Origin of the sequence: Anaerobacillus sp. 1_MG-2023 (assembly GCF_030547345.1) — a bacterium.
Lineage (GTDB): Bacteria > Bacillota > Bacilli > Bacillales > Guptibacillaceae > Guptibacillus > Guptibacillus hwajinpoensis_B.
The window spans coordinates 164,407-180,084 of record NZ_JAUORD010000003.1; the positions used below are offsets into that span (position 1 = coordinate 164,407).

The 15,678-nt window shown below is 41.8% G+C and carries 15 protein-coding genes; 14 read left to right on the top strand and 1 reads right to left on the bottom strand.

Annotated features, from left to right (window positions below):
• Window positions 1-50: 50 nt before the first annotated feature.
• From Q4550_RS07170 to Q4550_RS07200, 7 genes are all read left to right on the top strand, one after another.
• The gene (locus Q4550_RS07170) at window positions 51-800 is read left to right on the top strand and encodes a ClpP family protease (protein ID WP_194221443.1); all 750 of its coding nucleotides are present in this window, start codon (window positions 51-53) and stop codon (window positions 798-800) included.
• Window positions 797-1,024 carry a YlzJ-like family protein gene (locus Q4550_RS07175; RefSeq protein ID WP_303531309.1) on the top strand — a complete coding sequence of 76 codons (228 nt, stop codon included), beginning with the start codon at window positions 797-799 and terminating at the stop codon, window positions 1,022-1,024. Before Q4550_RS07170 ends, Q4550_RS07175 begins: the two co-directional genes overlap by 4 nt.
• A gap of 111 nt (window positions 1,025-1,135) precedes the next feature.
• Entirely contained in the window at window positions 1,136-3,487 is a 2,352-nt protein-coding gene (locus Q4550_RS07180) for an FtsK/SpoIIIE family DNA translocase (protein ID WP_303531311.1), read from the top strand.
• Between the two features lie 332 nt (window positions 3,488-3,819).
• Entirely contained in the window at window positions 3,820-4,917 is a 1,098-nt protein-coding gene (locus Q4550_RS07185) for a BMP family lipoprotein (RefSeq protein WP_194221445.1), read from the top strand.
• A 137-nt stretch (window positions 4,918-5,054) separates the two neighbouring features.
• Complete coding sequence (locus tag Q4550_RS07190; RefSeq protein ID WP_303531312.1) at window positions 5,055-6,584, top strand: ABC transporter ATP-binding protein; 1,530 nt, start codon at window positions 5,055-5,057, stop codon at window positions 6,582-6,584.
• The gene (locus Q4550_RS07195) at window positions 6,581-7,639 is read left to right on the top strand and encodes an ABC transporter permease (RefSeq protein ID WP_194221447.1); all 1,059 of its coding nucleotides are present in this window, start codon (window positions 6,581-6,583) and stop codon (window positions 7,637-7,639) included. The genes Q4550_RS07190 and Q4550_RS07195 overlap by 4 nt, the downstream gene beginning before the upstream one ends.
• A complete protein-coding gene (locus Q4550_RS07200) occupies window positions 7,639-8,601 on the top strand; it encodes an ABC transporter permease (protein WP_194221448.1) in 963 nt (320 codons plus the stop codon). The genes Q4550_RS07195 and Q4550_RS07200 overlap by 1 nt, the downstream gene beginning before the upstream one ends.
• A gap of 275 nt (window positions 8,602-8,876) precedes the next feature.
• On the opposite strand, the gene Q4550_RS07205 is transcribed toward Q4550_RS07200, so the two are convergent.
• A complete protein-coding gene (locus Q4550_RS07205) occupies window positions 8,877-9,098 on the bottom strand; it encodes a hypothetical protein (protein WP_303531317.1) in 222 nt (73 codons plus the stop codon).
• A 202-nt stretch (window positions 9,099-9,300) separates the two neighbouring features.
• On the opposite strand from Q4550_RS07205, the gene yfmF reads away from it, so the two are divergent.
• From yfmF to pgsA, 7 genes are all read left to right on the top strand, one after another.
• A complete protein-coding gene (gene yfmF, locus Q4550_RS07210; RefSeq protein ID WP_303531319.1) occupies window positions 9,301-10,578 on the top strand; it encodes an EF-P 5-aminopentanol modification-associated protein YfmF in 1,278 nt (425 codons plus the stop codon).
• A 2-nt stretch (window positions 10,579-10,580) separates the two neighbouring features.
• On the top strand, window positions 10,581-11,867 hold the full coding sequence (gene yfmH, locus Q4550_RS07215; RefSeq protein ID WP_194221450.1) for an EF-P 5-aminopentanol modification-associated protein YfmH: 1,287 nt from the start codon (window positions 10,581-10,583) through the stop codon (window positions 11,865-11,867).
• Window positions 11,868-11,950: 83 nt separating this feature from the next.
• Window positions 11,951-12,661: an elongation factor P 5-aminopentanone reductase gene (gene ymfI / locus Q4550_RS07220; protein WP_303531321.1), complete on the top strand. Its 711-nt coding sequence runs from the start codon at window positions 11,951-11,953 to the stop codon at window positions 12,659-12,661.
• A gap of 69 nt (window positions 12,662-12,730) precedes the next feature.
• Complete coding sequence (locus Q4550_RS07225; protein WP_194221452.1) at window positions 12,731-12,982, top strand: DUF3243 domain-containing protein; 252 nt, start codon at window positions 12,731-12,733, stop codon at window positions 12,980-12,982.
• A 167-nt stretch (window positions 12,983-13,149) separates the two neighbouring features.
• Entirely contained in the window at window positions 13,150-13,932 is a 783-nt protein-coding gene (locus Q4550_RS07230) for a YmfK family protein (protein ID WP_194221453.1), read from the top strand.
• Window positions 13,933-13,949: 17 nt separating this feature from the next.
• Window positions 13,950-14,879 carry a helix-turn-helix domain-containing protein gene (locus Q4550_RS07235; RefSeq protein ID WP_283152223.1) on the top strand — a complete coding sequence of 310 codons (930 nt, stop codon included), beginning with the start codon at window positions 13,950-13,952 and terminating at the stop codon, window positions 14,877-14,879.
• Window positions 14,880-15,091: 212 nt separating this feature from the next.
• A complete protein-coding gene (pgsA, locus tag Q4550_RS07240) occupies window positions 15,092-15,670 on the top strand; it encodes a CDP-diacylglycerol--glycerol-3-phosphate 3-phosphatidyltransferase (protein ID WP_194221455.1) in 579 nt (192 codons plus the stop codon).
• The last annotated feature ends 8 nt before the right edge of the window (window positions 15,671-15,678 follow it).

The following is a 15,678-nucleotide window of genomic DNA, read 5'->3' on the forward strand; positions in this document are numbered from 1 at the left end:
ATCGCCTCTCGTTCATACTACTAGTACCAGAGTAAGGAAGGGGTACCAGTATGAACAGTGAATATCGCAATGAAAACCCAGGTCAGGATCCTGAACCTAAAAAAGACGACCAATCAAAATCTTCGCTAGTTGATAAAATTCAGCAGCTTGGCCAAACGAATGTGCCAACGATGGATCAATCTAATATTCATTGTTTAACAATTATCGGACAAATTGAAGGACATGTGCAGCTACCACCACAAAATAAAACAACAAAGTACGAGCATCTTATCCCACAAATTGTGGCAATCGAACAAAACCCTAAGATTGAAGGTGTGCTGATCCTTCTTAATACAGTAGGGGGAGACGTAGAAGCAGGACTTGCTATTTCTGAAATGATTGCTTCCCTTTCGAAACCTTCTGTTTCGATTGTCCTTGGTGGTGGACATTCAATTGGAGTGCCAATAGCGGTTGCTGCAAATTATTCGTTTGTCGCAGAAACGGCAACAATGACGATTCATCCTGTTCGACTAACAGGTCTTGTTATCGGCGTGCCGCAAACGTTTGAATATCTCGATAAAATGCAGGAGCGAGTTGTTAGCTTTGTGACAAGGCACTCGAATATTACAGAAGATAAATTCAAAGAGCTTATGTTTTCAAGGGGAAATTTAACGAGAGATATCGGAACAAACGTAGTGGGTGAAGATGCTGTGAGCTATGGTTTGATCGATGAAGTTGGGGCTGTTGGTCCAGCAATGAAGAAGCTAAATGAATTAATGGAAGAATATAAGGGAGAGCAGGAAGGAGATCTTGTCCAATGATTCTTTATACCATCCTACCAAATGAAGCAGTATTCCCTCCTGATCAGAGTGTGTATGAACAGCAGAAGATCATCGAATGGAACGGAGTTCAGCTTCTAGTCGAGCGAACGTCACTGACAGAGTGTAGGGTAGTGCAGGTACTTAGCACAGATCCTATGGACTATCTCAATGATTCAACACAGCCTGGTCAAATGTTAGCGCTATCCACTTCTCCACTGAAATAGAGCCTATAGGACCACGGGAAGATGTGGTATACTAGGAATAGATTGGTGAACAAAAAGCAGCCTGAAATGGCTGCTTTTTTCACCAGCTATGGCTTGTATAGAGGTGAGATAATGGCAAAACGAAAAAGAAAAAAGACAACAAAGAAACAGGCCGCCTGGCAATCCCAAGTCAAAGTTGAATTTATCGGTTTAACAGTTCTGGCTTTTACCGTTCTAGGTGTTTTGAAAATGGGAGTAGTTGGACGAGCGATTTATCATATGTTTCGCTTTTTTGCAGGTGAATGGTATGGATTAATTATCGCAGGCCTTGTGATATTCGCAGGTTATTTAATTGTAAAGAGGAAGCTCCCTGCCTTTTGGACAAGAAGATTAGCAGGATTTTATTTACTTGGCATTTCATTTCTGTTATTGAGTCACGTTGGCTTATTTGAGACACTTTCTCGTCAGGGCCAATGGGATAGTCCATCGGTTATTGCTAATACATATGAACTCTTCCGAATGGACGTTAGCGACCCATCAGAAACTAGCCCGCTTGGCGGGGGCATGATCGGTGCGCTTCTCTTCGCCTTTTGCTACAGACTTTTTGATGCAACAGGAACGCAGCTAATGGCCTTTCTATTGATTTTACTATCTTTTGTATTGATTACGGGTAAATCGTTTAGTGATGTACTAGGTAAAGCCCTTGCCTGGGTTAAAGGTTTTGTCTTAAACACATATGATGAAGCGAAATCACTTCTATCAGAAAGTAAAAATTCAAGAAGAGAAAAGAGAGAACAGCGGGCTGCATTAAGAGAACAAGAAGCATCAATGGAGCCTGAGGAAACATATGACGTCTCCCAAACAAGTAAGGATGAATCAGAAGAAGAGGCGCCATTTGAGCCAGAGATTCGAACCTTTACTGAAAGTGCTTATCCAACACAGTCAGAAGCGCCTGTGGAGAAGGAGACAGAAGAAAGTAAAGGTGGTGAACCTGTTAAGGAAGCAGCAGATGGAACCCCAATTCAGTCGCTAACGGTTGGCGAGCTAGAAAACAAAGATTATCGTCTTCCATCTTTATCTTTACTGCAGCCTCCTAAGAAGGTGTCACAGGATAATGAACGTCAGCAAATTTCCGCAAACGCTCGTAAATTAGAAAAGACGTTTGAGAGCTTTGGGGTAAAAGCCAAAGTAATGAAGGTTCATCTTGGTCCAGCGGTAACGAAATATGAGGTATATCCTGATACAGGTGTGAAAGTAAGTAAAATTGTAAACTTAACAGATGACCTGGCACTAGCTCTTGCTGCACGGGACCTACGTATTGAAGCGCCGATCCCAGGTAAATCTGCGATAGGGATCGAAGTACCGAATTCTGAAGTCGCGATGGTTACATTGAGGGAAGTATTGGAATCAAAAGAATACCAATCGCACGAATCGAAAGTATCTATTGGTTTCGGAAGAGATATTTCTGGTGAAGCAGTTGTTTCCGATTTATCTAAGATGCCCCATCTACTTGTTGCAGGAGCAACAGGAAGCGGAAAAAGTGTGTGTATCAACGGTATTATTGCAAGCATTATGATGAAGGCCAAGCCTCATGAAGTTAAAATGATGATGATTGATCCTAAGATGGTTGAACTTAACGTATACAATGGCATACCACATCTTCTAGCACCAGTCGTAACGGATCCGAAGAAAGCTTCACAGGCTTTGAAAAAGGTTGTGAGTGAAATGGAGCGTCGTTATGAGCTATTCTCTCATACTGGTACGCGGAATATCGAAGGGTATAACAATCATATAAAGCGTCATAATGAAACGTCAGAGGCGAAGCAGCCTTCACTACCGTATATTGTTGTTATTGTGGATGAGCTAGCTGATTTAATGATGGTAGCGTCAAGCGATGTAGAGGATGCGATTACAAGGCTCGCACAGATGGCCCGAGCAGCGGGAATACATTTGATCATTGCGACACAGCGCCCGTCAGTTGACGTTATCACTGGGGTGATTAAAGCCAATATTCCATCACGTATTGCCTTTAGCGTTTCGTCCATGACAGACTCAAGAACAATTCTTGATATGGGTGGAGCAGAGAAATTGTTAGGTAAAGGGGATATGCTATTCCTTCCTGTAGGGGCGAATAAACCAAAGCGAGTTCAAGGTGCCTTCTTATCGGATGAGGAAGTAGAAGAACTCGTTGACTTTGTCATTGCCCAGCAAAAAGCCCAGTATCAGGAAGAAATGATACCAACAGATAAGCCTGAGGAAGCTCAGCCGGAAGTAGATGATGATTTATATGATGACGCTGTTCAATTGATAACCGAGATGCAAACAGCTTCGGTATCGATGCTACAACGACGATTTCGAATAGGTTACACCCGAGCAGCAAGATTAATAGATGCTATGGAAGCTCGAGGTGTCGTAGGACCTTATGAGGGCAGTAAACCTCGTGAAGTTCTCGTTAGTAAAGGGGAAGAAGCACAATCCAGTTAAGGGTTGTGCTTCTTTTTTTACGTATTTTTATCCGACGACGTTAAATAGGAATGAGGAAAATGAAAAGAAATGGTCGGTTGTGTTAGAAATTCTATCATTTTAAATATTGGTAATCGGGCTTTTTTTCAAAAAACTATTCCTTTATCTCCTTGAAAATGGTATAGTTATTGTCGAAATATGACTATTTTTTCAAAAATATTTCATGCGTGTTTCAGAGCCGTTTCTCATCCATATTATTTTTTAATGGGCAATGAAAACGCGACCAAACAAAGCATAGCTCGATAGAGAGAAGAGAGAGCGGGCGGCGTTTAAAAAACATTAGGGGGATTAAGATGAAGAAGAAGTACGGATTTATGTTGTCAGCTGTATTAGCTGCAGGTACGCTTTTGTCAGCTTGTGGAACGGGAGATACGAACAATGAAAGTTCTGGCGGCGGAAGCAGTGAAGGCGAAAGCAGCGACTTTAAAGTTGCGATGGTAACTGATACAGGCGGTGTGGATGATAAATCATTTAACCAATCTGCTTGGGAAGGTCTTCAGCAGTTTGGAAAAGATAATGGACTTGAGAAAGACAAAGGTTTTAAATATGTTCAGTCAACTGCAGCAAGTGACTACCAACCAAACCTCTCAGGCTTAATTCGTGAAGATTATAATTTGATCTTCGGAATCGGATTCCTTATGCAACAAGATATTCAAACAATTGCAACACAAAAGCCAGATTCTCAGCTTGCTCTTGTTGATAGTGTAGCTGTAACGGAAGATGGCGAGCCGATGGAGAACGTAGCAAGTATTACTTTCAAAGAGCACCAGGGTTCATTCTTAGTAGGAGTTATCGCTGGAATGCAATCTGAAACTGATAAAGTTGGTTTTATCGGTGGAGTTGATTCTGAATTAATCAAGAAGTTTGAGAGCGGCTTTAAAGCAGGAGTAAAATCCGTTAATCCTGATGCTGAAATCTTCACACAATATGCGGATGATTTCAACGCAGCAGAAGTAGGACAGGCTATTGCAGGTACTCTTTATGATAAAGGTGCGGATATCATTTATCATGCAGCTGGCGGAACAGGAAATGGCGTATTCACTGAAGCGAAGAACCGTGCGAAAAACGGTGAAAAAGTTTGGGTTATCGGTGTTGACCGTGATCAGCATGAAGAAGGAATGCCTGAGAACGTAACGCTAACTTCTATGGTGAAGCGTGTGGATACAGCAGTTATTGAAGTTTCCAAGCAAACAATGGATGGCGACTTCCCAGGAGGAAAAGTTACAGAGTTTGGTCTTGAAGAAGATGGCGTAGGTATTGCTGAATCACAAGAAAATGTATCTGAAGAAGCACTACAAAAAGTAGAAGAGTATAAAGAGAAAATTCAGAGCGGCGAATTGGAAGTTCCAAGTACTGACGATGAGTACAAAGAATTCGAAAGCTCTCTATAAGAGATCGTCCATTACGTTTTCTGAGCGTGATGGATTTCTAGAAATCTCACCTACATTATAGCCAAATATGGGACGAAGGCTAGTATTTTCATAGACTAGCCTTTGTTTCATGCTTTGGATAAGGGAGTGGCATCTACATGGAATACGTCATTGAAATGAGAAATATCCGTAAAGAATTTCCTGGGATTGTGGCAAATGACAATATAACGTTGCAGCTAAAAAAAGGGGAAATCCATGCCCTTCTTGGTGAAAATGGTGCAGGGAAATCAACCTTGATGAATGTTTTATTTGGGCTTTATCAGCCTGAAAAAGGCGAAATACACGTTCGCGGTAAGAAAGTTAATATTACAGATCCAAATGTAGCGAATGAACTCGGAATTGGAATGGTTCACCAGCACTTTATGCTTGTTGAAAAATTCACCGTAACGGAGAACATTATTCTTGGGAATGAGCCAACTGCTAAAGGTCAGGTTAACCTTAAGCAGGCTGCTAAAGATGTAGAAGCTATTTCAAAGCAATATGGCCTTGCAGTCGATCCAAATGCGAAGATTGAAGAAATATCCGTAGGTATGCAGCAGCGTGTGGAAATTCTAAAAACGCTATACCGTGGAGCAGACATCTTAATTTTTGACGAGCCTACTGCAGTGTTAACTCCTCAGGAGATTAAAGAACTTATCACAATTATGAAAAAGCTGATTTCTGAAGGGAAATCAATCATTCTGATTACACACAAACTGAAAGAAATTATGGAAGTAAGTGATCGTTGTACTGTTATTCGTCGAGGTGTCGGGATCGGTACTGTTGATGTTGCGAATACGAATCAGGATGAATTAGCTTCTATGATGGTCGGACGTGAAGTAAACTTTTCAATTCAGAAAAAGCCTTCAGAGCCTTCTAATGCAACACTTGAGATCAGTAACCTTGTAGTGGAAGATGCACGTAAAGTACCAGTTGTAAACGGTATGAACTTAACTGTCCGTGCAGGGGAAATTGTCGGAATTGCAGGAGTAGATGGTAATGGACAATCAGAATTAATTGAGTCGATCACAGGATTACGTAAATCAAAATCTGGAAGTATCAAGCTTAGCGGAAAAAACATAACAAATTGGAAACCGCGTCGTGTAACGGAAAGCGGTATTGCTCATATTCCACAGGATAGGCATAAGCATGGGCTTGTGTTAGATTTTTCGATTGGCGAAAATATGGTTCTTCAGACCTATTATAAAAGACCCTTCTCTAGAAATGGCATTTTAAATTTTTCAACCATTATGGATAAGGCCAAATCATTGATTAAAGAGTATGATGTGCGAACCCCAAGTGAGATGACGCCTGCTCGTGCGCTTTCTGGTGGGAACCAGCAGAAGGCCATTATCGCACGTGAAATCGATCGAAGTCCCAATCTATTGATTGCGGCACAGCCTACACGTGGACTTGATGTAGGTGCGATTGAATTTATTCACTCTAAATTAGTAGAAGAACGTGACAATGGTAAAGCAGTTCTTCTTATTTCCTTCGAACTTGAAGAAATTATGAATGTGAGTGACCGTATTGCGGTTATTTATGAAGGGAAAATAGTGGCGATCGTCAAGCCAGAAGAAACTACTGAGCAAGAGCTTGGACTTTTGATGGCTGGTGCAAAGAGCAAAAAGGCTGGTGAGACTTCATGAAGTTATTAAAAGGGAAGTGGTCTGGCATTACAGTGCCGTTGCTTTCAGTAGCACTAGGATTACTCGTTGGCGGTATTATTATGCTTGTTAGTGGATACAACCCGATTGTTGCTTACGCCGCATTGTTTAACGGGATATTCTCCAATACGTATGTAATGGGTGAAACCGTTCGGCAAATGACGCCGCTTATTTTGTCTGGTCTAGCGGTTGCGTTTGCTTTCCGTACAGGGCTGTTTAATATCGGAGTAGAAGGCCAACTATTAGTTGGGTGGCTTGCATCGGTTTATATTGGTTTACAGTTTGAAGGACTAAGTCCTATTGTTCACATTCCACTCGCTATTTTAGCGGCAGGTCTTGCCGGAGCTCTCTGGGCATTTGTACCTGGTTTCTTGAAAGCTAAATATCATGTACATGAAGTTATTACGACGATCATGATGAACTATGTAGCCCTTCATGTTGTGAACGCGATTATTCGTACGTATTTACTTGCTCCTGGCGAGCGAACGGATCAAATTAATGCATCGGCTTCGTTGCAATCTCCGTTTCTAGAATCGATTACGGATTTTTCACGTCTTCATTATGGTTTTGTAGTGGCGATTATCGGAGCAATTATTATGTGGTTCCTTCTTTGGAAAACGACGACAGGGTACGAACTTCGCTCTGTTGGTTTTAATAAATATGCTTCAGAATATGCAGGAATTAATGTTCAACGCAACATTGTCCTTTCTATGGTTATCTCCGGGGCTTTTGCAGGAGCAGCTGGGGCAATGGAAGGGCTTGGCACATACGGCTATATGACCGTTATGGCTGACTTTACAGGAGTTGGATTTGACGGAATCGCAGTTGCGCTTCTTGGTGCAAATGGTGCACTAGGTGTTGTTCTTGCTTCTGCGTTATTTGGCGGACTGAAAATTGGAGCTCTCAACATGCAATCTGTGGCACAAGTACCAACACAGTTAGTAGAAATCGTGATTGCGATGATTATTTTCTTTGTCGCATCCAGTTACTTGATTCACTGGATCAGCAACAGGGTGAGCAAAAGGGGGAAAATTTAATGGATTTCATGCAGATTCTTCAGCTCATTATTCCTGCCGCTATTTTTTCAGCAGCTCCCCTGATTTTCACTGCTCTTGGTGGAGTATTCAGTGAACGGTCAGGTGTCGTTAACATTGGACTAGAAGGCTTAATGCTAATGGGGGCTTTCACGGGTGCGTTATTTACAATTCTAGGCGAACAGTGGGGAATGGGGGCAGCTTCACCTTGGTTTTCACTTGTTGTAGCGATTATCGTTGGAATGCTGTTCTCCTTGCTTCATGCTGTTGCAAGTATTTCGCTTAAAGCTGATCAGGTTGTAAGTGGCGTTGCCCTTAACTTCCTAGCTGCTGGTCTTGCAATCTTCCTTGTGAAGAAAATCTTTGACGCTGGTCAAACGCCAATTATTCAGGAACGTATTTATAAAACGGATGTGCCTTTCTTAAGTGACATTCCGTTTATTGGACCATTGTTTTTCTCAAGTGCGTATTATACGTCATACATTGCGATCGTGCTAGCATTCGTCGTATGGTGGGTTCTCTATAAAACGCCGTTTGGGCTTCGTCTTCGCTCTGTTGGGGAGCACCCGATGGCCGCTGATACGATGGGAATCAACGTGACAAAAATGCGCTATGTAGCGGTTATGCTAAGTGGTGGGTTTGCTGGTCTTGGTGGTGCAGTTTATGCGACATCGATTGCCGGTAACTTTAGCCACGCAACCATTTCTGGACAAGGTTTTATGGCACTTGCTGCTATGATCTTTGGGAAGTGGCATCCGCTTGGCGCAATGGGAGCAGCCCTTTTCTTCGGTCTTGCTCAGTCGCTCAGTATTACTGGGCAGCAGATTCCTGGTTTGAAAGAAATTCCAGAAGTTTATCTTCTAATCTCTCCTTATGTTTTAACTATTCTTGCCCTTGCAGGTCTAGTTGGACGAGCGGATGCGCCAAAAGCGATTGGCGAACCGTATGAGAAAGGAAAGCGATAACGGTCAGGGAAAGCTCTTCGTGAAAACGGAGAGCTTTTTCGTATGGGTAGGTTTTTTTGGGGGGAGGTGGTTCTGGGATATTAATCTTTGTTTTTAAACGTTCGTCTTCGCTTTTCGTGTCTAGCTGCAGCCTCCAGACCCTCGGTCACTTCACCTTTCAACCTGAACACAAAGACCGTGTTCATTTTGAAAGGCTCCAGTGCCTGCCGGGTCTAAACGGAGGCTTCCGCTTTTCGTGTCTAGCTGCGACTCGCAGAAACTGCGATATTTCGCTCTTACACCAGAACACAAAAAGCGTGTTCTAGTTCAAGAGCTCCAATATCTCCGTTTCTAAACGCTCGTCTTCGCTTTTCGTGTCTAGCTGCGCAGGCCAAATCCTCCGGCTGTTTCACCCAATCGAATGAGACAAAGAGCGTCTCAATCTCATGGGCTCCAACATCCTGCGGATTTAATCGGGCCCGCTTCGCTTTTCGTGTCCAGCTGCAGTGAGCAGACACTTGGTCACTTCGCCCTATAACTCGAACACAAAGACCGTGTTCGAGTTATAGGGCTCCAGTGCCTGGCGTGTCTAACCGCTCACTTCCGCTTTTCTTTTAAAAGTACTAATTGCTTACACTATTACACATACTATGGTATAAAGGGGGTAAGTTTCAGTTTCCTCTGATGGTAGTTAATGGATTTTAAAAAGGAGTGAGGTCAATGGCTATTATCCCTCATGAGAAAACCTCGTGCGGCGGTTTGACGCTACATAGGATACAAACGGATAAATATAAAACAACAACGGTAGTGGTTCAATTTAAGGCGCGTTTGACTGAAGAAACGGTAACGGAGAGGGCTCTTTTGCCTCATGTGTTGCAAAGCGGGACGGAGAATTATCCTTCGTCTAAAGCAGTGAGGACTGAGCTTGAGAAGCTTTATGGTGCAACGCTTGGTGTGGATCTTGCTAAGAAGGGCGATTTTCATATTATGACGTTCAGGATGGATTTTGCGAATGAGAAGTTCCTTTCGGAAGATGAACCTTTGTTCAAAAAAGCTCTTTCTCTCCTTTCAGAAGTAATCATGAATCCAAAAACGGATGGAACTAGTTTTGATTCTTCTATTGTGGATAAAGAGAAGCGTACGATGAAACAGCGCATTCAGTCTATTTATGATGATAAGATGCGTTTTGCTAATATGAGACTTACGCAAGAAATGTTTCCAAACGAAGCGTTTGGACTTCATGTATATGGGGAGAAAGAAGAAGTCGATCGTGTAACAGCTAAATCCCTTTATGATTTCTACCAAAAAGTTTGTGCTGAAGATGAGATTGATCTTTATTTAGTTGGCAATTTAGAGGGAGTTCATGCTGAAGAGGTCGTTAAGGAACTATTTCCTTTTAAAGAACGGACTGATCGTGGCTCTGAGGCGACACAAAAAGCGTCACTTGATGTAGAAGAGAAAGAAATTTTAGAAACACAGGAAATTAAGCAAGGAAAGCTTCACATGGGCTTTCGTTCAGGCGTTGGGTATGCTGACGATGAATATTTTGCTCTTCAAGTGTTTAACGGCATGTTTGGAGGTTTCTCGCATTCTAAGCTGTTCCGAAACGTGCGCGAGAAGGAAAGTCTCGCTTATTATGCAGCTTCACGTTATGAAAGCCACAAAGGTTTAATTATCGTGATGTCAGGAATTGAATTTAAAAACTATAAGAAAACGGTTGATATCATTAAAGAACAGCTTACAGCGATGAGAAATGGCGAATTTAATGAAGAAGAAATGAAGCAAACGAAAACAATGATTCGTAATCAGCTGCTTGAAACCGTCGATGATGCGAAGGGCATGGTGGAACTTCTTTACCATGGTGTCGTTTCTCAAAAGCTACGCACCATTGAGGAGTGGCTCGACGGAGTCGAAGCTGTAACCAAAGAGGACATTTTAGCAGTTGCGGATAAGGTTAAGCTTGATACCGTTTATTTCTTAAAAGGCGAGGAGGCTTAATCATGAAAACTATTCCATTTAACCAACTACAAGAGACTCTTTACCACCAAACGATGGACAACGGACTTGATGTTTATGTCCTTCCGAAAAAAGGTTTTAACAAAACTTATGCAACGTTTACGACAAAATATGGTTCGGTTGATAATCATTTCGTACCATTAAACGGTTCGGAGAATGTTCAAGTTCCCGATGGCATTGCTCACTTCCTTGAGCACAAAATGTTTGAGAAGGAAGATCGTGATGTGTTTCAAGATTTTAGTAAACAAGGTGCTTCATCAAATGCCTTTACGTCGTTTACACGCACGGCCTACTTGTTTTCAACAACACAGAACGTGATGCAAAACCTTGAAACACTTGTTAATTTTGTTCAAGATCCGTACTTTAGTGACCAAAGTGTTGAAAAGGAAAAGGGGATTATCGGTCAGGAAATTGAAATGTATAATGACAATTCCGACTGGCGCGCGTATTTTGGTGTGATTGAAAATATGTTCCATCATCATCCTGTTAAAATTGATATTGCTGGGACAATCGAATCCATCGCCAAAATCACGAAGGAATCTTTATATACGTGCTATGAAACGTTCTATCATCCATCAAATATGGTGCTATTCGTTGTTGGTGCCGTCGAACCGAATGAAATCATGTCCTTTGTAGAGAAAAATCAGGCGGCGAAATCTTACAAAGATCAGCCACCGATTGAACGATTTTTTGATGAGGAACCTCAAAAGGTGGCAGAGAAGAAGAAAGTTCTTCCGATGTCTGTACAAGTGGCGAAGTGCCTCGTTGGATTTAAAGAACCAAATCCAGGGCGTCAGGGGGAGGATCTTCTGAAGCACGAGCTTTCCATTAATCTTGCGCTTGATTTAATGTTCGGACAGAGCTCGGAGAATTACGAGAAGCTTTATAATGAAGGACTTATTGATCAGAGCTTTTCGTATGATTTTACAGAAGAAGAGAAGTTCGGTTTCTCCATCTTAGGAAGCAATACAAGCTCACCAGATGAGCTAGCTGATCGTTTGTTTTCAATGATTCAATCGTTTAAGAATGAGTCAGTTGATACGGATCAGCTCGAGCGAATTCGTAAGAAAAAGATCGGTAGTTTCTTACGAGCATTAAATTCTCCAGAGTTTATTGCGAATCAGTTCACACGCTATCGCTTTAATGATATGGATTTATTTGAAGTTGTTCCAATGCTTGAGTCTATTACAGCGAAAGACATTGAAGAGGCGGTTAAGGGGCACTTTGCTGAAGAATCATTTACAGTATGTCAGGTCGTTCCAAAATCCTAGAAAGCACCCAACTGGGTGCTTTTTCACTGATCTTTAAATTGAAAATTAGTGATGAGATGAGTTTAAAGAAAGGGAGATACTTAGTGAAAGATGTTTTAATAACCGGGGCGAGCGGCGGGATTGGTAAGGCCATTGCTGCTGCATATATTCAAAAAGGTGAGCGCGTATACGCTCATTATCACAAAAATGAACGTTCGATTCTTGAAATAAAGGCAGCTTATCCGGAGGCGAATCTATTTCCAGTACAGGCGGATTTAGCTAGTAAGGATGGAGCGCGTCACTTAACAGAGAAAGTACAGGGTGTCGACACCCTTATTCTAAACGCTGGCAACAGTTTTTTTGGCTTATTGACCGATATGTCGGATACAGAAATTGAAGCGATGATTCAGCTGCAATTAACCTCGTCCATTAAGCTTGCAAAGCACTTTATCAATGAAATGGTTCGAAAGAAAAGCGGTTCAATTATTGTTGTTTCTTCTGTGTTTGGATTAACAGGCGCATCATGTGAAGTTGTCTATTCCTCAGTTAAAGGCGGACTAAATGCGTTTGTAAAGGGTCTTGCGAAAGAGTTAGGGCCGAGCGGAATTCGAGTGAATGCTGTGGCACCTGGCTATATTACAACTGAAATGAATGCGCGTTTGACAGGAGAGGACGAACAATTATTAGTCGATGACATTCCAATGGGGCGACCTGGACAGCCTGAGGAAGTGGCATCGCTTATTACTTTTTTAGATTCCGATCAAGCTTCTTACATAAGCGGACAAATTATTTCAGTTGATGGTGCCTGGCTGTAGAAAACGATGCATAATGTCCTTTCCTTCGAGACAACATATAGATGATGACTTGATAAAGGAGGGATATAGATGTCTGTACTAGATAATTTTGAATCGTGGAAAGGGTTCTTGCACGATCGCTTAAATCAGGGCGAACAGCAAGGACTTTCTCATGAAGTTGTCTCAGATGTTGCTTACCAGATCGGCGGATACCTTGCTGATGGAGTAAAAGCTAAAAATGATCAAGAACAGCTTCTTGCTGACTTATGGCATGTAGCTAGCGAAGAAGAACAGCATGCGATCGCAAATATGATGGTTAAGCTCGTTCAAAACGAAAGATAAATGATTTTTTTACAGAAGGAGGGTGTCTATACACCCTTCTTTTTCTATGAAATGGAACAAATGATGTAAGAAAAGTAAATAAAATCCCGATTCATCTCTTTTAACCTTTATGAAAATCATTTATGATTAAAGGAACATAGGAAATTTGTGGCTAAAGGAGTTGGCATATGGAGAAGAAGGAATGGTATCTTGAATATGAAATTCATAAAAACAGACCGGGTCTTCTTGGAGACGTGGCGTCCTTATTAGGAATGCTCGGCATTAACATTATTACGATTAATGGTGTCGATGATATGCGAAGAGGCTTGCTTCTTCTGGTTGATGAAATACAGCAAATTGAGCGTTTGGAATCTATTCTAAATACAATGGACAATATTACTGTAACAAAGATGCGAGAACCGAAATTGCGAGATCGTCTAGCTGTTCGGCATGGTAGGTACATACAGCGTGATGCGGATGACAAGAAAACGTTTCGTTTTATTCGAGACGAGCTTGGACTACTTGTTGATTTTCTAGCGGAAATTTTTAAACAAGATGGTCATAAGCTTGTTGGAATAAGAGGGATGCCGCGTGTTGGCAAAACTGAGTCCATCGTTGCTTCAAGTGTTTGTGCGAACAAGCGTTGGGTGTTTTTATCTTCAACGATGTTGAAACAAACGGTTCGAACGCAAGTCGCTGACGATGAATTAAACAGTGATCATATTTTTTTAATTGATGGGATTGTATCTGCGAGACGAGCGTCTGAACGGCACTGGCAGGTGCTTCGTGATATTATGAGGCTACCAGCAACAAAGGTTGTCGAGCATCCTGATATATTTGTTCAAGAAACAGAGTATACGATGAACGATTTTGATTATATAATTGAATTGCGAGACGATCCGGAACAAGAAATTACATATCAGGTAATTGAAAATCAATCTTCTGGATTTTCAAGCTTAGACTTTAACTAATTGGTAGGTGTTTTTCATTGACAGAGCTAGGTCAACGTCTGAAAGAGGCTCGAAACGATAAGGGATTATCAATCGAGGAAATTCAGTCCATTACAAAGATTCAGAAACGCTATCTTCATGCGATTGAAGAAGGAAATTACGAACTGCTTCCAGGTAATTTTTATACGCGTGCATTTATTAAAAACTATGCGGAAGCAGTTGGCTTTAACGGAGAGGAATTTCTTGAGGAATATGCTTCAGAGATCCCTAAAGCAAGTGCAGATGTGCCGGAGAGTTTACCACCAAGGAAAATGAGAAGGCCATCTCAGCCAAGCAAATCTTCATCAGCTTCTTCCAAATGGTCTTCCGTATTTCCGTCTATACTTGTCATTTTGTTGATAGTAGGCGTGGCAGCATTGATCTGGTATGTTGTCCAAAGCGGTGATCAAACGACAAACCAGAATGCTACAACGAACCAGGCGGAGGAACAAATTTCTAGCGATGAGAACAGCGGCAGTGCACCAGATTCAGATGAAGTGAGCGACTCTGGAAACGATGCATCTTCTGAGAAACCTGAAGAGGAAACGAAAGAAGATGAAGAAAAGGAAAAAGAAGAGCCTGCTGAAGAACCTGAAGAAGAGCCTGCCCCTGAAATGGAAATTAAGAAGGTAGACAGCAGCGCTGATCGTTCTACGTATGAGATTACGAATGCAGAGAAGTTTGAAGTGAAGTTAGAAGCATCAGGCAGTAGTTGGGTCGCTCTAACTGGCGCTAGTGATAAGAAGTACGTATACGAAAGTCTTGCCAAAGGGAAAGACGTGACGGAAGACTTATCAAGTGAAGCTTCAGCAACACTTCGTTTAGGGAGTTCGCCAAATGTCGCTGTGTTTGTAAACGGGGAAAAGATTAAGATTCCGAAAGAACCTGTTGTTCAAAATGTGACGTTCAATTTCAAAAAAGCCGAGTAAGTTAAAGGAGTCATCTTGATTAGATGACTCCTTTTCTTACGATTGGTAATGGTGAAGTTTTCCTTTCTGCATGAAAGAAACAGTGTTAGAATAGAATACGATTTAGTGAGGGGAATTGGTACGCATCTTACAGCTAATGAAAACTGTTGAAGAAAGTGGCTACCCCTTATCACATGATCTGATAGGTTAAATGACATTTAGGAGGAACACACTTGAATTTGCCTAATAAAATTACAGTATCGCGCATTTTTTTAATTCCTGTATTTCTAATTTTTCTTCTAGCGCCCTTACCGCTTGGTGAAACAGAAATAGCGGGAGCTGTCTTGTTAAATTCCCATTTAGTTGCTACAGCGATCTTTATTTTCGCCTCGGTAACCGATTGGATTGACGGCTACATAGCTAGAAAGCATAACCTTGTCACGAATCTTGGGAAATTTCTTGATCCTCTGGCTGATAAACTGCTCGTTACGTCAGCCTTTGTCTCGCTTGTTGAGCTCGGTGCTGCGCCAGCGTGGATTGTTGTGGTTATTCTTAGTCGTGAATTTGCGGTCACAGGGCTTAGGCTAGTTGCTTCTTCAGAAGGAGAAGTACTAGCGGCAAGCAACCTCGGTAAGTTAAAAACATGGATCCAAATAATTGCGATCATTGCTTTGTTAATTGAAAATGTGCCATTCGAAGCGATTGGCTTTCCTTTTGCAACGATTTCGCTATGGGCAGCACTTATTATTACAGTTTATTCTGGATGGGATTACTTTTCTAAAAATCGTCAGGTACTACTTAAATCACGTTAACACCCTCG